Raw genomic sequence first — 17,768 nt, forward strand, 5'->3', positions numbered from 1 at the left:
TGCGTATTATCTAAACTTTTAAAGGCGCTGCGGCGCCTTTATTTTTTTGGAGGGAAGGTATGGGAATAGCTCTTATTAGCGGCTCGAGCCGCGGCATAGGCCGGGCGACGGCGCTGCTGCTGGCGCAGGAAGGGTATACCGTGGCGGTCAATTACCATCACAACATTAACGCCGCCACCGAGGTGGTGAATACCATTTTGGCGTCTGGCGGCAAAGCCACGGCGCTGCGGGCGGACATCAGCGATGAAGCGCAGGTGATGGCGATGTTTGAGGCGATTGACCGCATGGGCGAGCCGCTGACAGCGCTGGTCAACAACGCCGGGATCCTCTTTACCCAGTGTACGGTGGAGAGCCTGAGCGCCGAGCGCATTAACCGCGTGCTGGCGACCAACGTCACCGGCTATTTCCTCTGCTGCCGCGAGGCGGTCAAGCGCATGGCGCATCGGCATGGCGGTAAGGGCGGGGCGATAGTTAACGTGTCGTCGGCGGCGTCGCGCCTTGGCGCGCCGGGGGAGTACGTTGACTATGCCGCGTCGAAAGGGGCGGTAGATACCCTGACCACCGGGCTGGCGCTGGAGGTGGCGGCGCAGGGGATCCGGGTCAACGGCGTCCGTCCGGGGCTGATTTATACCGAAATGCACGCCTCCGGCGGCGAACCGGGGCGCGTGGATCGGGTGAAAGGTTCGCTACCGATGCAGCGCGGCGGCCAGCCGGAAGAGGTCGCTCAGGCCATTGCCTGGCTGCTGAGCGACAAAGCGTCGTATGTGACGGGTAGCTTCCTCGAACTGGCGGGCGGGAAATAACCCGTAGATGTCTATTGCCCGGCGGCGCTGCGCTTGCCGGCCCTACGGGGTCAAAGCCGAATGGTAGGCCGGGTGGCGGATACGCCTTACCCGGCATAAAAACCGCTAAAGCCCGACGGTCTACAAGGAGGCCAGCCACAGCCTCAGTACCGTAGCCCGGCTAAGCGCAGCGCGAGCCGGGTAACCCGGCGGCCTACCAGGAGGCCAGCCACAGCCGCAGGCGCATTCCCCAACTGCTGGTCCAGCCGGTGGCAACCGACTTTACCTCGCCTTGAGAAATGACCACCAGCGTTGGTGTTACCTGGATATCCCACTGCCGCGCCAGCTGGCCGCTCGGGTCATTTACCGTCGGCAGCGTCAGTTTCTTTCTGGCAAGCCACGTCTGCAGCGTGACGTTATCTCCGGAACGCAGGGCTACCGTCAGCACATTGCCGCCGTCGGCGGCAAGCGATGCCACCGACGGCGTGGTGTAGCGACAAACTCCGCACCAGGTCGCCCAGACGTACAGCAGCAGCGGCTTTTGCTGGCTCATGGCATGCAGATCCAGCGTTTTACCGTCGAGGGTTTGCAGCGATGTGGCGCCGAAGTTTTGCGGCAGCGCGGGCTGGCGAAAATAATCCACCGCCAGGCTCACCGCCGCGCCAATCAGCAGCCACACCGCCAGCTCGCGCAGCCAGCGCCTGATTTTACTGGCCACGGGCTTTCGCCAGCTGCTCTTTCACCAGCCCCTCCAGCTCATCAGCAGGGATCGCGCCGGCCACCATCTGATCGCCGATGATGGTCGCCGGGGTGCCCTGAATATTCAGCACCTGCGACAAAATAAGGTTCATCTTCAGCGAATCCATGGTCTTGTCATCGATATTTACACTATCGGTGGCGGTTTTCTTCTGCGCCGCGGCGATGCTGGCGTCATCGTGATAGCCTTTTTTCGCCATCAGCCGCTGATGCAGCGCCCAGAACTTATCGGGCTGCTGGCGCCAGGTCGATAGCGCCGCTTTGGCGGCATTGACCGAACTTTGCCCCTTGAACGGCAGCAGCTTAACGATCAGCTGAATGTCCGGGTTATCGTGGACGATTTTTTCCAGCAGCGGATCAAACTGTTTGCAGTAAGGGCAGTTGTAATCGGTAAACGAGACGATCGTCAGCTTTGGTGCTTTCGCGCCGGTGCGCGGGCTGTTCGGATCGTTAAACAGCAGCTGGGCTAACTGGTCATTAGCGTTTGCTTGTGGTTCTTCCGCCGGGGCGGCGAAGCTGAAGGCGGATATGCACAGCAGCAATAAGGCGGTGATAGCTCTCATGTTATTTTCCTTGGGCGACGGACAGGGTGGCGAGAAGGTGTTCGCGATCTAACAGCGCAGGCAGGATCTCTCCCTGCGGCAATCCCGGTCCGTAAATCTGGTTAAACGGCACCGCAGCGCTGCCGCGAGTGGTTAAAAACTGACTAATCGTGGCGGAGGGTCGGCTCCAGTCGCCGCGCAGGGCGACCACGTCCGGCGCTAACAGCGCCTGCTGGACGTCATCGCGCAGCAGCACGTTGTATTTATTGGCTTTACAGGTCACGCACCAGTCGGCGGTGACATCAATAAACACCCGCTTATGTTCCGCCAGGGCGCTGGCGATAGCCTGCTCGCTGAGCGGCTGCCAGTTAACCCGGTCGCGGCGCGGGCCCTCGCCGTCAGATCGGGAGACTAAGGCGACGGCGCCCGCCACCACGATGGCCAGGGCACCCGCGCGCAGCGCCGTCCGCCAGCGGTAGCGCCAGGCGGTGGCCAGCAGCAGGGCGATGGCCAGAATTACCAGCAGGGTAAGCACCGGCGTACGGCCGATGTGGATCGTCAGCAGGCTGACCAGCCATAGCGCTGAACCAAGCATCATTAGCCCCAGCAGTACGCGCAGATGATTCATCCAGCGGCCGGGACGTGGCAGTCGTTGCGCCAGCCCCGGCCAGGCAACGATCAGCAGCCACGGCAGGCTCATGCCGATCCCCATGGCGAAGAAAATGCCCCACAGCAGCGGCAGAGGCGCCACCAGCGCCACCGACACGGCGGTGCCAAGGAACGGCGCGGTGCAGGGGGTCGCCAGCAGGGTGGCGAAGGCGCCCTGCCAGAAATGGCCCATTAAGCCGTTGCCGCCGCGGGTGGCGAGGAAGGTGCTGGCGCTGGAGGAGAGGCGGATTTCGAACAGCCCCAATAAACTGGCGCTGAACAGGATCATCACCAGCGCCATCGCGCCGATGAACCACGGGTTCTGGAACTGGATCCCCCAGCCGAGCGCCTGATTCCCCAGGCGTAGCGCGGTCATCATCAGCGCCAGCGCCAGGAACGAGACGACGATCCCAAATACCGAGGCGAGGAACTGCCGCCGCACCGCGCCGCGTTCGCGACCTTCGGTTTGCACCAGCGAGCCGAGCTTCATGGCCAGCACCGGCAGCACGCAAGGCATGACGTTGAGGATAAGCCCGCCGGCCAGCGCCATCAGCAGCACCCAGCCTAACGCCAGCTCCGGCGCGGCGCTGCCGGCGCTGATGGCGATCTGACTTTCCTGCGCCTGGCCGCTATCCGCCAGCACCAGCGACAAGGTTTTACCGCGCAGATCCGGCGCCGCTTCGCCCCAGCTATCGGTGACCGGTATGGTGGCGGTCAGCGTATCGCCGCGGCTGGTAAAGCTCGGCTTGCCGAAATCGACATCCTCCATGCTGTCGATAAACAGCGCTGGCTGCTGCCAGCCGGCATCGCGGCGAGCGGTCACCGTCAGTTTGCCGCTGACGTAGCTGGCAGTCAGCTGCGAAGTCAGACCATCGCCCAGCGGCAGCGTGCCCATCGCGCGGGTGAAATCGTAGCCAAAACCCTCCCCTGGCGGGGCCGTCATATCCAGCGAAAAGGGATAGTCAGTAAGAATGCAGACATTGCTGCAGGTGGATAACGTCAGCACGCCGCTGAGCGTCGGCGGTATCTTCCCGCGCAGCGTCATCGGGAAGCTGACGTCACCGTGATAGCCCTGAGTGGAAATGCCCGCGACGTCGAAGCGCTGCGGCGTCGGCCAGCGCCAGTCAACCTCCAGCGGCGTGTGCCAGGCGATAGCCGGCGCGATGCCGCCTTCCCCCGGCGAGCGCCAGTAGGTTTTCCAGCCCTTTTCCAGCGCCACGTCTAAAAGCAGGCGGGTATCGCCATTGCTCTCGGTTTGCGCCCGCAGGCGGACGCTGGCGTGTTGATTGTCGGCGGCGCGTAGCCAGCCGCTGTCGGCAGCCTGACTGACGGGCAGCCATAGCCAAAGCAGGCAGACCAGTAGTCGCCTGAATAACATAGACATAAATTTGCTCCATAAATGATGAATTAACCTGAACTGTCAGGAAAATCAGTCACTCACGGAAGACGCATAATCGCAGATGCACCCGCAATCGGGGCGGGGAGATAACGCGGGGAGGCCACTGGCGCTCGATACGCGGCGGGATCGCCGCCAGCACCGCCAGCAGCAGGGTGATAGCCAACAGCGCCCCTTCAAACAGCATCGGCGGGACGGCCATCAGCGACTTGGCGCTGAGTTCGCACGGCGTGACCGGCGCGTCGGCTTTATCCTGGGTTTGCTGTAGTGACGGGCTGTCGGCGGTGAGGTTCATGACCAGCGCGTGCATCCCGGCCATTCGCTGGGCGGTGCAGACCAGCACCACCAGACAGGCCAGGAGGACAAAAAGAATGGCTTTACGTTGTCGCTTAATCATGAGCGCCTCAAATATTCACGAGGCCTATCTTATCGGGCGAACGCGTTTTGGCAATGGTAAAGCTGTAAAGAAGTGTCTGGCAGATAAGCGATTTGCCCTCTCCCGGCCGGGAGAGGGCGGTCAATTACAGATTCTCGCCGTTGCTGGCGATGACTTCTTTGTACCAGTTAAAGCTCTTCTTGCGCGAGCGGGACATGTCGCCGGTGCCGTCGTCGTGTTTGTTGACGTAGATGAAGCCGTAGCGTTTGCTGTACTGCCCGGTAGTGAAGGAGACGCAGTCGATGCAGCCCCATGGGGTATAGCCCATCAGATCGACGCCGTCATAAGTGACCGCTTTGATCATCTCTTCGATGTGGGCGCGCAGATAGTCGATGCGGTAGTCATCGTTGATGCTGCCGTCGGCTTCGACTTTATCGTAGGCGCCAAAGCCGTTCTCGACGATAAACAGCGGCTTCTGGTAGCGCTCATACAGTTCACACAGGGAATAGCGCAGACCGACCGGGTCAATCTGCCAGCCCCAGTCGGAGGCTTTGACGTGCGGGTTCGGCACGCTGCCTTCGAAGCCGGAAATGGCGTCGCCGGTGCCGCCTTCGGCTTTCACCGCGTTGGTCATGTAGTAGCTGAAGCCGAGGTAAGCGCAGGTGCCTTCGCGCAGGATCTGCGCATCGCCATCTTCCATCTTGATGTTGAAGCCGCGGCGCTCCCACTCATTCAGCACATAGCTCGGGTAGTAACCGCGCAGTTGGACGTCGGTAAAGACGTAGCGCTCGCGCATCGACTCCTGGGCAAACATGACATCTTCCGGTTTGCAGGAGTAAGGGTAGAGGGCGACCATCGCCAGCATGCAGCCGACCTGCATGTCCGGGTTGATGCGCCGCGCCGCTTTCACCGCCAGCGCGCTGGCGACGAACTGATGGTGCAGCACCTGGTACATGGTCTCTTCCGGATTGTCATGCTCGGTATAGACCACCCCGGAGCAGCAGTAGCCGAACAGCGGCGCGCGCCAGTTGCGCTGGTTGTTGATCTCGTTGAAGGTCATCCAGTATTTCACTTTGTGCTTATAGCGCTCGAAAACCACTTCGGCAAAGCGCACAAAGAAATCGACCACTTTGCGGTTGGTCCAGCCGCCGTACTGCTGCACCAGGTGCAGGGGCATCTCGAAGTGGGAGAGGGTGATCACCGGCTCGATGTTGTACTTCAGCAGCTCGTCGAACATGTCGTCGTAGAACTTCAGCCCCTCTTCATTCGGCTGGGTTTCGTCACCCTGCGGGAAGATGCGGGTCCAGGCTATAGAGGTGCGGAAGCATTTGAAGCCCATCTCGGCGAACAGTTTGATGTCTTCTTTGTAGCGGCCGTAGAAATCAACCGCTTGGTGGTTGGGGTAATATTTGCCGGCTTCCACCTGGTGGGTGATTTCACGCGGCACGCCGTGCGCCCCGCCGGTCAGCACATCGCAGATGCTGGGGCCTTTGCCGCCCTGATCCCAGCCGCCTTCAACCTGATGCGCGGCGACCGCGCCGCCCCATAAAAAATCTTTCGGAAGGGTTAATTTTTTCATCCTGGCTAATCTCTCTAATAACTATTGCGCTCGAGTCTAGCAAAGTGAAAGTGAATGTCACGATATAACAAATTCCGCCAAAGGTAATATGTTACATCAAAAAAACAGGCTGTTATTTTTAGCTGATTTTGCGCGCTAATTTACGTCCGAGGGATTCGAGAATATAGATCACTGGAATTTGCGTGGTAATATCGTAGACGCCGCCAATACGCGTCTGCGGGACGTGCCAGGAGAGATTGAAATCGGCCAGTTTGGCCAGCCGCGAATGCTCGTGACTGGTAATCGACATCACCTTGCAATGATGCAGGCTGAACTGGCTGGCGAAACGCAGGATCTCTTCTGTTTCGCCGGAGACGGAAAGCACGATCGCCAGCGCGTTGCGGGCCATATCGTTGGTCACCGGAAAATAGGGGTCGTCAATATGGTTGCTGAATTTACCGACGTTGGAGAAGAAACGGGCGCCATATTTCGCCAGCGCGCCCGAGGTGCCGGCGCCGACAAAAATAATACGTTCTGAGGCGAGAATAATATCGACGGCCTGGTCTAGTAATCCATCGAACTCGTCATTATTAACGCTTTTAAAAAAGCTCATGATTTCGCTGGCGCCGATATTTGCCTGTTGAGGCTCGTTCTGCTCAAGATATAATTTAAAACGTACGCGAAATTCAGAGTAGCCCTCGCACTGCAGTTTGCGGCAGAAGCGCAACACGGTGGTGGTGGAGACGCCGGCGGCTTCGGCCAGTTCGCGGATGGTCATGTACATCACTTTGTCGCGATTCTTTATGACGTAGTGGTAGACCATCATCTCAAGATTATTGAGACTGGCGACAGCGGCGTGGGAGAACATACTCACAGTGGCGAACTCACAATTCATAATGACCAGGACGGAATTATATCATGCAGGCCAATGACATTACCTTTTTTCAGCGTTTTCAGGACGACATCCTCGCCGGGCGCAAAACCATCACCATTCGCGATGCGGCGGAGTCGCACTTTAAGCCCGGCGATGTGCTGCGCGTCGGGCGCTATGAAGATGACGGCTATTTTTGCACCATCGCCGTGACCGCGACCTCGACAGTGACCCTCGATACGCTGACCGAACAGCATGCTCAACAGGAGAATATGACCCTGGGGCAGCTGCGGCAGGTCATCAGCGACATCTATCCTGGCGAGAGCCAGTTTTATGTCATTGAATTCAAAACGCTTTAAGGTAAGCAGGAACAGCTGTGAGTTGAAATAAAAATTTAACCTTTTGATTTTAATGTATTTACAAATATACATCTTTTTATTTTAGCTAACAGGTGTTCACTGGAATCATTCTCAGTTACCCTAAGTGAGCAATGAAAGCGTTCTTGTTTTCAGGAGTCCAATATGGTGCGCAAACCATTAATCACTCAGGGATATTCTCTGGCAGAGGAAGTTGCCAACAGCATCAGCCACGGGATCGGGCTGGTGTTCGGTATCGTCGGGCTCGTGCTATTGCTGGTGCAGGCGGTGGACACCAACGCCAGCGCGACGGCGATCACCAGCTACAGCCTGTACGGCGGCAGCATGATTATGCTGTTCCTCGCCTCCACGCTCTATCACGCGATCCCGCATCAGCGGGCGAAACAGTGGCTGAAGAAATTCGACCACTGCGCTATCTACTTGTTAATCGCCGGGACCTATACGCCGTTTTTGCTGGTGGGGCTGAACTCGCCGCTGGCGAAGGGGCTGATGATCGTCATCTGGAGCCTGGCGCTGCTGGGGATCCTGTTTAAGCTGACCATCGCGCACCGCTTTAAAATTCTGTCGCTGGTGACCTATCTGACCATGGGCTGGCTGTCGCTTATTGTGGTCTATCAGCTGGCGGTGAAGCTGGCGGTGGGTGGCGTAACGCTGCTGGCGGTTGGCGGGGTGGTGTACTCACTGGGGGTCATCTTCTACGTCTGCAAACGTATTCCCTATAACCACGCTATCTGGCACGGCTTCGTGCTCGGCGGCAGCGTGTGTCACTTCCTGGCGATCTATCTTTACATCGGCCAGTCCTGATAAACATCACACGGTGGCGCTGCGCTTACCGTGGCTACAATACGCTACGGCCTGGAAATTCCAAGGTGGCGCTACGCTTACCGTGGCTACAATATACTGCGGCCGGGTAGCCCGGCTAAGGCGCAAGCGCCGCAAGCCGGGAACTTTTCCTTAATCTTCTTCCAGCGAATACGGCAATGGTTTGATGCTCAGACTGCCGGCATCGTCGCGCACGCGGAACACGCTGTCCGGTTCCATGTCATTATTCATCACTACCTGGACCATCAGGCTTCCGTCATCCAACTGTACGGCTGCCAGCACCGTACCGGTGCGGCGCCAGTTGTCGCCCATCTTCAGCTCCAGGTCTTCCCCGGCTTCCGGCACCCGGCTGGCGGTACCTGACAGCGTCCACAGCGCGCGCTTATTGGCGCCGCGGAATTTCGCCCGCGCCACCATCTCCTGACCTGTGTAGCAGCCTTTTTTGAAGCTGATGCCGCCCAGCGCCTGCAGGTTGGTGGCCTGCGGAATGAACTGCCCGCTGTTGGCGCTGTCGATAACCGGCAGACCGGCTTCAATATTCAGCGCCAGCCACTGCTGGCTGTTGTTGAGCTGCGCTTCGCCGCGCAACGCGTCGGTGACGCGGTTGGCGGTGTCGACATCGGTCACCAGCAGGAAGCGCTCGCCCGGGTGCTCAAACCACAGCAGGCTGGTGGCGCCTTCGCTGACCACCGGAGTGGCGGCGTCGGGCAGAGCGGCGAACAGCGGCGCCAGCGCGGCGCGCGCCTGGAAGCCGGCCACCCCCAGCAGAACCAGATCGTCGTTGGCGGCGATGGTGACTTTGGAGAAGACGGCATATTTTTTCAGCTCGGTCAGCTGCGCGTCGCGCAGGCTGCGGCGTTCAATCCACGCGAAGCCGCCGTCGCGACGGAATACGCGCAGGTTGCTCCACATCTTGCCTTTGGCGTCACAGTGGGCGGCAAGCAGATGCTGAGCATCGGTGAGACTGCTCACATCGGCGGTAATCTGCCCCTGCAGGTATTTTTCGCTGTCTGGCCCGCTAATCGTCGCCAGCGCCCAGTCATCCAGGGTCATCAGCGTTAACGGCAGACGAGCGGAAGAGGAAGGCTGACGCGGAGGAAAAGGTGTAAAAGCCATAGTCATATCCTGAATCGCTTAACGCAGTGTGTGTGACCAATGGTAAAAGAGCTATAGTGCATTGCAAGTGCTTTCAACAGGCCATTTGTGCGCTGACGTTTGGTGAAGGCCCGGCGCGGGAAAACAATAAGCCCATCATTATTTTATGGTTTTTATGGAAGGATGCTCGCATTCAGCGATATTCCTGTAAAGTTACGGCAGAAAACGGGTTAAACTAACCAATATTTTGCTGCTGGAAGGTCAACATGGACATTAACAATAAAGCACGTATCCACTGGGCATGCCGCCGCGGGATGCGCGAACTCGACATCTCCATCATGCCGTTCTTTGAGTATGAGTACGATACCCTCAGCGACGCTGACAAACAGCTGTTCATTCGCCTGCTGGAAAATGACGATCCGGATCTATTCAACTGGCTGATGAACCATGGCAAACCGGCCGATGCGGAGCTGCAGCGGATGGTAACCTTAATTCAGACACGGAATCGGGAACGTGGTCCTGTGGCAATCTGATCTCCGTATCTCCTGGCGCGCGCAGTGGTTTTCTCTTCTGCTCCACGGCGTTGTGGCGGCGCTGGTGCTGCTGGTTCCCTGGCCGTTAAGCTACACCCCGATCTGGCTGCTGCTGCTGTCGCTGGTGGTCTTTGACTGTGTGCGCAGCCAGCGACGGATCCATGCCCGTCGCGGGGAGATAAAACTGCTCACCGATTCCCGGCTGCGCTGGCAAAACGCCGACTGGGAGATCCTCGGGACGCCGTGGGTCATCAACAGCGGAATGCTGCTGCGTTTGCGCCATGTCGATACCCGACGCGGTCAGCATCTGTGGCTGGCGGCGGACAGCATGGATGCCGGAGAGTGGCGGGACCTGCGCCGGCTGGTGCTGCAAAAACCGGCGCAGGAGTAAGCGGCGTCAGGAGAAGTGTTCGGCCATTTCGCCGAGGATCTGCTCGCACCAGCTCTGGATGCGCTCGTCGCTCAGGTCGTACTGGTTGGTTTCATCCAGCGCCAGGCCAACGAACAGTTGGCCATCAGCGATCACCGGTTTCGGGCTGGTGAACTCATAGCCTTCGGTTGGCCAGTAGCCGACAAACTTCACGCCTTTGGTCGCCAGCTTGTCATGCAGCATGCCGAGCGCGTCAAGGAACCATTCGCCGTAGCCCAGCTGATCGCCCATGCCGTAGAGCGCGACGATTTTTCCCTCCAGGTCCAGGGTGTCCAGCTGGTCCCAGACCGCTTCCCAGTCTTCCTGAATTTCGCCGAAATCCCAGGTCGGGATGCCGAGGATCAGTACGTCGTACTGGCTCATCAGGGCGGGGGAGTCATCTTTCAGATTGTGCAGCGTCACCAGCTCGGGGCCGATGATATCGCGGATTTTCTCCGCGGCCATTTCGGTATAGCAGGTACTGGAGCCGTAAAACAGACCTATATTCATCGCGTAAACATCTCGATTCTTGCCGTGAATGGCGGGCAGTGTACCAGAAAGGCGTCCTCTTAAGGCATAATGAGAGCGTTTAACGAACAAAGAGGCCGATGTGAAACAGGATCTGGCACTAATCGAACAGTTTCTCGATGCCCTTTGGCTGGAGCGCAACCTGGCGGAGAATACGCTCAGCGCCTATCGTCGTGATTTGACGATGCTCGTGGAGTGGCTGCACCATCGCGGTCTGTCGCTGGCAAGCGTCGGCAGCGACGACCTGCAGGCGCTGCTGGCCGAGCGGCAGTCCGGCGGCTATAAAGCCACCAGCACCGCGCGCCTGCTGAGCGCTGTGCGTCGCTTCTTCCAGCATCTGTACCGGGAAAAAATTCGCCCGGACGACCCCAGCGCGCTGCTGGCCTCGCCAAAGCTGCCGCAGCGGCTGCCGAAGGATCTCAGTGAGGCGCAGGTTGAGCGTCTGCTGCAGGCCCCGCTGGTGGAGCAGCCGCTGGAATTGCGCGATAAAGCGATGCTGGAGGTGCTGTATGCCACCGGCCTGCGCGTTTCGGAGCTGGTGGGGCTGACGATGAGCGACATCAGCCTGCGACAGGGCGTGCTGCGGGTGGTGGGGAAAGGCAACAAAGAGCGGCTGGTGCCGCTGGGGGAAGAGGCGGTACTGTGGGTGGAAAATTACCTCGAGTATGGTCGCCCCTGGCTGCTGAACGGCGTGGCGTCGGATGTCTTATTTCCCAGTCAGCGCGCCCAGCAGATGACGCGCCAGACCTTCTGGCACCGGATTAAACACTATGCCGTGCTGGCGGGGATCGACAGCGAAAAGCTCTCCCCGCACGTGTTGCGCCATGCGTTCGCCACGCATTTGCTCAATCATGGCGCCGACCTGCGTGTGGTGCAGATGCTGTTAGGACACAGCGATCTCTCCACCACGCAGATTTACACCCACGTGGCGACCGAGCGTCTGCGACAACTTCATCAACAGCACCACCCGCGGGCGTGAGTGCTGAATAAAAGGACTGAGTATGAAAAAAGGTTTATTGATGTTCACCCTGCTGGCGGCTTCCCTTTCCGGGGCGGCGCATGCCGATAGCGCGGCAATTAAACAGTCGCTGGCGAAGCTGGGTGTACAGAGCACCGATATTCAACCGTCGCCGGTTTCCGGGATGAGCACGGTGCTGACCGACAGCGGCGTGCTGTATGTCACCGACGATGGCAAGCACATCATCCAGGGGCCGATGTACGACGTGAGCGGCGCGCAGCCGGTCAACGTCACTAACCAGCTGCTGCTGGGGAAGCTGAACGCGCTGAGCAACGAAATGATTGTCTACAAAGCGCCGAAGGAGCAGCACGTCATTACCGTCTTCACCGACATCACCTGCGGTTATTGCCACAAGCTGCATGAGCAGATGAGCGACTACAACGCGCTGGGGATCACCGTGCGCTACCTGGCCTTCCCGCGCCAGGGACTGCAGAGCCAGGCGGAGCAGGACATGAAGGCCATCTGGTGCGCGAAAGATCGCAACCAAGCGCTGGATGACGCCATGAACGGCAAGGGCGTGCAGCCGGCGAGCTGCAGCGTGGATATCGCCAAACATTACACCCTCGGCGTGCAAATGGGCGTCAACGGCACCCCGGCGATGGTCCTCAGCAACGGCATGGTGCTGCCGGGCTATCAGGGGCCGAAAGAGCTGAAGGCGTTCCTCGACGAGCATAAAAAACAGACAAGCGGTAACTGATTCGCGTGAAACAACAGATACAACTACGCCGCCGCGAGGCGGTTGACGGCGTCGATTTACCCGCCGATCTGCCGCCGCTGCTGCAGCGGCTGTATGCCAGCCGCGGGGTGCGCAGCGCCCAGGAGCTGGAGCGCAGCGTCAAAGGCATGCTCCCCTGGACACAGCTCACCGGCGTTGAAAAAGCGGTCGGGATGCTGCACGACGCATTCCAGAAAGGGCTGCACATTGTCGTGGTCGGCGATTTTGACGCCGACGGCGCCACCAGCACCGCGCTCAGCGTGCTGGCCCTGCGCGCGCTGGGCTACGGCAACGTCTCCTACCTGGTGCCGAACCGTTTTGAAGACGGCTACGGCTTAAGCCCGGAAGTGGTCGATCAGGCTCACGCCCGCGGCGCGCAGATGATCATGACCGTCGACAATGGGATCTCGTCCCATGCCGGCGTCGATCATGCCCATGCCCTGGGGATCCCGGTGCTGGTGACCGATCACCACCTGCCGGGGGAGACGCTGCCGGCGGCGGAGGCCATCGTTAACCCTAACCTGCGCGATTGCGACTTCCCATCGAAATCGCTGGCCGGGGTGGGGGTGGCGTTCTATCTGATGCTGGCGCTGCGCACCTTTCTGCGTGATAACGGCTGGTTCGACGCCCGCGGCATCGCCGCGCCGAACCTTGCCGAGCTGCTGGATTTGGTGGCGCTTGGCACCGTTGCCGACGTCGTGCCGCTGGATGCTAACAACCGTATTCTCACCTGGCAGGGGTTAAGCCGCATTCGCGCCGGCAAGTGCCGGCCCGGCATTAAGGCGCTGCTGGAGATTGCCAACCGCGATCCGCAAAAGCTGGCGGCCAGCGACCTCGGTTTCGCCCTCGGGCCGCGCCTGAACGCGGCGGGACGGCTGGACGACATGTCGGTCGGCGTCGCGCTGCTGCTGTGCGATAACATCGGCGAAGCGCGCGTGTTAGCCAACGAGCTTGACGCGCTCAACCAGACGCGCAAAGAGATCGAGCAGGGGATGCAGGCGGAAGCGTTAACCCTGTGTCAACAGCTGGAACGCAGTAGCGACACCCTGCCCGGCGGGCTGGCGATGTACCATCCGCAGTGGCACCAGGGGGTGGTCGGCATCCTCGCCTCGCGAATTAAGGAACGTTTCCACCGGCCGGTGATCGCCTTTGCGCCCACCGGCGACGGCACGCTGAAAGGCTCTGGCCGCTCCATTCAGGGGCTGCATATGCGCGATGCGCTGGAGCGCCTTGATACGCTCTATCCGGGGCTGATCCTGAAGTTCGGCGGCCACGCGATGGCGGCAGGATTATCGCTGGAAGAGGCGCGCTTTGAGGAGTTTCAGCAGCGCTTCGGCGAGCTGGTGACCGAGTGGCTGGATCCTGCGCTGTTGCAGGGCGAGGTGGTCTCCGACGGCCCGCTGACGGCGGCGGAGATGAGCATGGAAGTAGCGCAGATGCTGCGCGACGCCGGGCCGTGGGGACAGATGTTCCCGGAACCACTCTTTGACGGCCGTTTCCGTCTGCTGCAGCAGCGGCTAGTGGGCGAGCGTCACCTGAAGGTGATGGTCGAGCCAGTTGACGGCGGCCCCCTGCTGGACGGTATCGCCTTCAACGTGGATACTTCCATCTGGCCCGACAACGGCGTGCGCGAAGTCCAGTTAGCCTACAAGCTCGACATCAATGAGTTCCGCGGCAACCGCAGCCTGCAGCTGATCATCGATCACCTCTGGCCAAATTGACAACAGTGTATGAATAAGGGCGCGAATCCGGTAGAATTCCGCTCTTATCACCGCATTTTGACAAATCCATTAAAAGAAACCGACCATGTTTGAAATAAATCCGGTAAAAAACCGCATTCAGGACCTCACGGAGCGCTCCGACGTTCTTAGGGGGTATCTTTGACTACGATGCCAAGAAAGAGCGTCTCGAAGAAGTAAACGCCGAGCTGGAACAGCCGGACGTCTGGAACGAACCTGAACGCGCTCAGGCGCTGGGTAAAGAGCGTTCTTCCCTGGAAGCCATCGTAGATACCCTGGATCAGATGTCCCAGGGGCTGGAAGACGTTGCCGGCCTGCTGGATCTGGCCGTGGAAGCGGACGACGAAGAGACCTTCAACGAAGCCGTCGCCGAGCTGGATACCCTTGAAGAGAAGCTGGCGCAGCTTGAGTTCCGCCGCATGTTCTCCGGCGAATACGACAGCGCCGATTGCTACCTTGATATACAGGCCGGTTCCGGCGGCACCGAAGCCCAGGACTGGGCCAGCATGCTGATGCGCATGTACCTGCGCTGGGCGGAAGCGCGCGGCTTTAAGACCGAAATCATCGAAGAATCCGAAGGTGAAGTCGCAGGGATTAAATCCGTGACCATCAAGATCATTGGTGATTACGCCTACGGCTGGCTGCGTACCGAAACCGGCGTTCATCGTCTGGTGCGTAAGAGCCCGTTCGATTCCGGCGGCCGCCGTCATACCTCCTTCAGCTCCGCGTTCGTTTACCCGGAAGTCGAAGACGATATCGATATCGAAATTAACCCGGCCGACCTGCGCATTGACGTATACCGCGCCTCCGGCGCCGGTGGGCAGCACGTTAACCGTACAGAATCCGCGGTGCGTATTACCCACATCCCGACCGGATTGGTAACGCAGTGCCAGAACGACCGTTCGCAGCACAAAAACAAAGACCAGGCCATGAAGCAGATGAAAGCGAAGCTTTATGAGCTGGAGATGCAGAAGAAAAATGCCGAGAAGCAGGCGATGGAAGACAACAAGTCCGATATCGGCTGGGGCAGCCAGATCCGCTCTTACGTGTTGGATGACTCGCGTATTAAAGATCTGCGTACCGGGGTGGAAACCCGCAACACTCAGGCGGTGCTCGACGGCAGCCTGGACCAATTTATCGAAGCAAGTTTGAAAGCAGGGTTATGAGGAACCAACATGTCTGAACAACAAGCACAGGGCGCTGACGCGGCAATTGACCTTAATAATGAACTGAAAACCCGTCGCGAGAAGCTGGCTGCGCTGCGTGAGCAGGGCGTCGCTTTCCCGAACGATTTCCGTCGTGACCATACCTCTGACCAACTGCACGCTGACTTCGATGGCAAAGAAAACGAAGAGCTGGAAGCGCTGAACGTTGAAGTGGCCGTGGCTGGCCGCATGATGACCCGTCGTATCATGGGTAAAGCGTCCTTCGTCACCCTGCAGGACGTTGGCGGCCGCATCCAGCTGTACGTGGCGCGTGACGATCTGGCGGAAGGCGTTTACAACGACCAGTTCAAAAAATGGGACCTCGGCGACATCATTGCCGCCCGCGGTAAGCTGTTCAAGACCAAAACCGGTGAGTTGTCTATCCACTGCACCGAGCTGCGTCTGCTGACCAAAGCCCTGCGCCCGTTACCGGACAAGTTCCATGGCCTGCAGGATCAGGAAGCGCGCTATCGTCAGCGTTACCTCGACCTGATCTCCAACGATGAATCGCGCAAGACCTTCAAAGTGCGTTCGCAGATCCTGGCGGGCATCCGTCAGTTCATGGTTGGCCGCGGCTTTATGGAAGTGGAAACCCCGATGATGCAGGTGATCCCGGGCGGCGCTTCCGCGCGTCCGTTCATCACCCATCATAACGCGCTGGATCTGGACATGTACCTGCGTATCGCGCCGGAACTGTACCTCAAGCGTCTGGTGGTGGGCGGCTTCGAACGCGTCTTCGAGATCAACCGTAACTTCCGTAACGAAGGGATCTCCGTTCGTCATAACCCAGAGTTCACCATGATGGAACTCTACATGGCTTATGCGGATTACAAAGATCTGATTGAGCTGACCGAATCCCTGTTCCGCACCCTGGCGCAGGACATCCTCGGCAACACTGAAGTGCCTTACGGCGACCAGGTGTTCGACTTCGGCAAGCCGTTTGAAAAACTGACCATGCGCGAAGCGATCAAGAAATACCGTCCGGAAACCGAGATGGCGGATCTGGATAACTTCGATTCCGCGAAAGCGATCGCTGAGTCTATCGGCATCAAAGTGGAGAAGAGCTGGGGTCTGGGCCGTATCGTGACCGAGATCTTCGAAGAAGTGGCGGAAGCGCACCTGATCCAGCCAACCTTCATCACCGAATACCCGGCGGAAGTTTCTCCGCTGGCGCGCCGTAACGACGTCAACCCGGAAATCACCGACCGCTTTGAATTCTTCATTGGCGGCCGTGAGATCGGTAACGGCTTTAGCGAGCTGAACGACGCCGAAGACCAGGCGCAGCGCTTCCAGGATCAGGTTGATGCGAAAGCCGCAGGCGACGACGAAGCAATGTTCTACGATGAAGACTACGTGACCGCGCTGGAGCACGGCCTGCCGCCGACCGCCGGTCTGGGTATTGGTATCGACCGCATGGTGATGTTGTTCACTAACAGCCACACCATCCGCGACGTGATCCTCTTCCCGGCAATGCGTCCGCAGAAATAATCGCGTCTTGTGCATTGCAAAAAAACCCGGCTTGCCGGGTTTTTTTATGTCTGACGTGAGGTCTGAAGGCTGGCGTAACCCGACTCAGCGCAGGCCGGGGGCTCCCGGATGGCGGCGTAAACGCCTTATCCGGGCTACGCAACAGCGCAGAACCGTAGGCCTGTGCAAGCGTAGCGCCGCCAGGCAACGATGACAGTTATGGCGCCGCTTTTTACGCCGGGTGGTGGCGGCAGCGAGACGAGTCAGCTTACCCGCGCAGACGCGCAACAAAGTCGGTCAGCGCCTGGCGGGCGTCCCGATTTTCCGCTTCCAGCACCATCCACGGGCTAAACGCCCAGGGCGTGGCGGCCAGCGCGCTTAACATCGTTGCCAGGTCAACCCACTGATAATCCATGACTTCATCGTCATTAGGCTGTACTTCGCTCACCACGCGCGCGGCATACACCGGGCATACTTCGTTCTCAACGATGCCGTTTGGGGCGACCGCCCGGTAGCGGAAGGCCGGGTGAACCGGCGCGATGTCGGCGATCTCCACGCCGAGTTCGAAGCGGCAGCGGCGCGTGACGGCCTGCTCGAAGGTCTCGCCCTGCTGGGGGTGTCCGCAGACCGAGTTGGTCCATACCCCGGGCCAGGCTTTTTTGCCCAACGAACGACGAGTGACCAGCAACTGACCCTGCTGGTTAAACAGCCAGCAGGAAAACGCGAGATGTAAAGGGGTATCAAGCGTATGGGCGGCATACTTCTCCAGCATACCGGCAGGCTGATCCTGCTCATCCAGTAAAATGACGTGTTCCCCGGCCATGACGACTCCTGAAAATAAATAAAGACCCGGCACAAACCCGCCGGGTCATGTACTCAGGCCACTAGGTTAGCCCATAAATGGCAGAAAGGCATTACCAAAACAAGCCCT

19 protein-coding genes are annotated in these 17,768 nt (G+C 59.3%); 10 read left to right on the forward strand and 9 right to left on the reverse strand.

The window, feature by feature from the left end:
- The first annotated feature begins 59 nt into the window (after nucleotides 1-59).
- Nucleotides 60-803, forward strand: a complete 744-nt coding sequence (locus tag GT756_RS13310) for an SDR family oxidoreductase (protein WP_064187790.1) — start codon at nucleotides 60-62, stop codon at nucleotides 801-803.
- 193 nt (nucleotides 804-996) lie between these two features.
- On the opposite strand, the gene GT756_RS13315 is transcribed toward GT756_RS13310, so the two are convergent.
- The 6 genes from GT756_RS13315 to GT756_RS13340 form a co-directional block, all read right to left on the reverse strand.
- On the reverse strand, nucleotides 997-1,500 hold the full coding sequence (locus tag GT756_RS13315; RefSeq protein ID WP_160124841.1) for a protein disulfide oxidoreductase: 504 nt from the start codon (nucleotides 1,498-1,500) through the stop codon (nucleotides 997-999).
- Nucleotides 1,490-2,101, reverse strand: a complete 612-nt coding sequence (locus GT756_RS13320; protein WP_017899795.1) for a DsbA family protein — start codon at nucleotides 2,099-2,101, stop codon at nucleotides 1,490-1,492. The genes GT756_RS13315 and GT756_RS13320 overlap by 11 nt, the downstream gene beginning before the upstream one ends.
- 1 nt (nucleotide 2,102) lies before the next feature.
- Nucleotides 2,103-4,112: a protein-disulfide reductase DsbD gene (locus GT756_RS13325; protein WP_080841408.1), complete on the reverse strand. Its 2,010-nt coding sequence runs from the start codon at nucleotides 4,110-4,112 to the stop codon at nucleotides 2,103-2,105.
- A 49-nt stretch (nucleotides 4,113-4,161) separates the two neighbouring features.
- A complete protein-coding gene (locus GT756_RS13330; RefSeq protein ID WP_017899797.1) occupies nucleotides 4,162-4,521 on the reverse strand; it encodes a hypothetical protein in 360 nt (119 codons plus the stop codon).
- Nucleotides 4,522-4,645: 124 nt separating this feature from the next.
- Nucleotides 4,646-6,079 (reverse strand): 6-phospho-beta-glucosidase BglA, encoded by a 1,434-nt coding sequence (bglA, locus tag GT756_RS13335; RefSeq protein WP_004205314.1) that lies wholly within the window; start codon nucleotides 6,077-6,079, stop codon nucleotides 4,646-4,648.
- Between the two features lie 118 nt (nucleotides 6,080-6,197).
- Nucleotides 6,198-6,926: a MurR/RpiR family transcriptional regulator gene (locus GT756_RS13340; protein WP_004205316.1), complete on the reverse strand. Its 729-nt coding sequence runs from the start codon at nucleotides 6,924-6,926 to the stop codon at nucleotides 6,198-6,200.
- A 50-nt stretch (nucleotides 6,927-6,976) separates the two neighbouring features.
- Between GT756_RS13340 and yqfB the strand changes: the two genes are divergently transcribed.
- On the forward strand, nucleotides 6,977-7,288 hold the full coding sequence (gene yqfB, locus GT756_RS13345) for a N(4)-acetylcytidine aminohydrolase (RefSeq protein WP_004144734.1): 312 nt from the start codon (nucleotides 6,977-6,979) through the stop codon (nucleotides 7,286-7,288).
- A gap of 162 nt (nucleotides 7,289-7,450) precedes the next feature.
- Nucleotides 7,451-8,110, forward strand: a complete 660-nt coding sequence (locus GT756_RS13350; protein ID WP_004205319.1) for a hemolysin III family protein — start codon at nucleotides 7,451-7,453, stop codon at nucleotides 8,108-8,110.
- A 150-nt stretch (nucleotides 8,111-8,260) separates the two neighbouring features.
- Here the strand turns inward: GT756_RS13350 and ygfZ are convergent, their stop codons facing one another.
- Nucleotides 8,261-9,244: a tRNA-modifying protein YgfZ gene (ygfZ, locus tag GT756_RS13355; RefSeq protein WP_017899798.1), complete on the reverse strand. Its 984-nt coding sequence runs from the start codon at nucleotides 9,242-9,244 to the stop codon at nucleotides 8,261-8,263.
- A 245-nt stretch (nucleotides 9,245-9,489) separates the two neighbouring features.
- Between ygfZ and sdhE the strand changes: the two genes are divergently transcribed.
- Together sdhE and GT756_RS13365 are read left to right on the forward strand one after the other, a co-directional pair.
- Complete coding sequence (sdhE, locus tag GT756_RS13360) at nucleotides 9,490-9,756, forward strand: FAD assembly factor SdhE (RefSeq protein WP_002916312.1); 267 nt, start codon at nucleotides 9,490-9,492, stop codon at nucleotides 9,754-9,756.
- A complete protein-coding gene (locus GT756_RS13365; protein WP_004205323.1) occupies nucleotides 9,737-10,147 on the forward strand; it encodes a protein YgfX in 411 nt (136 codons plus the stop codon). Before sdhE ends, GT756_RS13365 begins: the two co-directional genes overlap by 20 nt.
- 6 nt (nucleotides 10,148-10,153) lie before the next feature.
- On the opposite strand, the gene fldB is transcribed toward GT756_RS13365, so the two are convergent.
- Nucleotides 10,154-10,675, reverse strand: a complete 522-nt coding sequence (gene fldB / locus GT756_RS13370) for a flavodoxin FldB (RefSeq protein ID WP_004205324.1) — start codon at nucleotides 10,673-10,675, stop codon at nucleotides 10,154-10,156.
- A gap of 100 nt (nucleotides 10,676-10,775) precedes the next feature.
- On the opposite strand from fldB, the gene xerD reads away from it, so the two are divergent.
- The 5 genes from xerD to lysS all read left to right on the forward strand — a co-directional run bounded on the left by xerD (nucleotide 10,776) and on the right by lysS (nucleotide 16,858).
- On the forward strand, nucleotides 10,776-11,672 hold the full coding sequence (xerD, locus tag GT756_RS13375) for a site-specific tyrosine recombinase XerD (RefSeq protein ID WP_004144729.1): 897 nt from the start codon (nucleotides 10,776-10,778) through the stop codon (nucleotides 11,670-11,672).
- 22 nt (nucleotides 11,673-11,694) lie between these two features.
- On the forward strand, nucleotides 11,695-12,408 hold the full coding sequence (gene dsbC / locus GT756_RS13380) for a bifunctional protein-disulfide isomerase/oxidoreductase DsbC (RefSeq protein ID WP_004205326.1): 714 nt from the start codon (nucleotides 11,695-11,697) through the stop codon (nucleotides 12,406-12,408).
- Nucleotides 12,409-12,413: 5 nt separating this feature from the next.
- Entirely contained in the window at nucleotides 12,414-14,147 is a 1,734-nt protein-coding gene (gene recJ, locus GT756_RS13385; protein WP_004205327.1) for a single-stranded-DNA-specific exonuclease RecJ, read from the forward strand.
- A gap of 85 nt (nucleotides 14,148-14,232) precedes the next feature.
- Nucleotides 14,233-15,331, forward strand: a protein-coding gene (gene prfB, locus GT756_RS13390) for a peptide chain release factor 2 (RefSeq protein WP_095858446.1) whose coding sequence is annotated in 2 segments (ribosomal slippage) — nucleotides 14,233-14,307 and nucleotides 14,309-15,331 — 1,098 coding nt in all. Because the reading frame shifts where the segments join, the coding sequence is not laid out codon by codon here.
- 9 nt (nucleotides 15,332-15,340) lie between these two features.
- Entirely contained in the window at nucleotides 15,341-16,858 is a 1,518-nt protein-coding gene (gene lysS / locus GT756_RS13395) for a lysine--tRNA ligase (protein ID WP_002916299.1), read from the forward strand.
- Between the two features lie 247 nt (nucleotides 16,859-17,105).
- Here the strand turns inward: lysS and idi are convergent, their stop codons facing one another.
- The gene (gene idi / locus GT756_RS13400) at nucleotides 17,106-17,660 is read right to left on the reverse strand and encodes an isopentenyl-diphosphate Delta-isomerase (protein ID WP_004205328.1); all 555 of its coding nucleotides are present in this window, start codon (nucleotides 17,658-17,660) and stop codon (nucleotides 17,106-17,108) included.
- Nucleotides 17,661-17,768: the final 108 nt, after the last annotated feature.

The organism is Klebsiella sp. Q2, assembly GCF_009900705.1.
Lineage (GTDB): Bacteria > Pseudomonadota > Gammaproteobacteria > Enterobacterales > Enterobacteriaceae > Klebsiella > Klebsiella quasipneumoniae.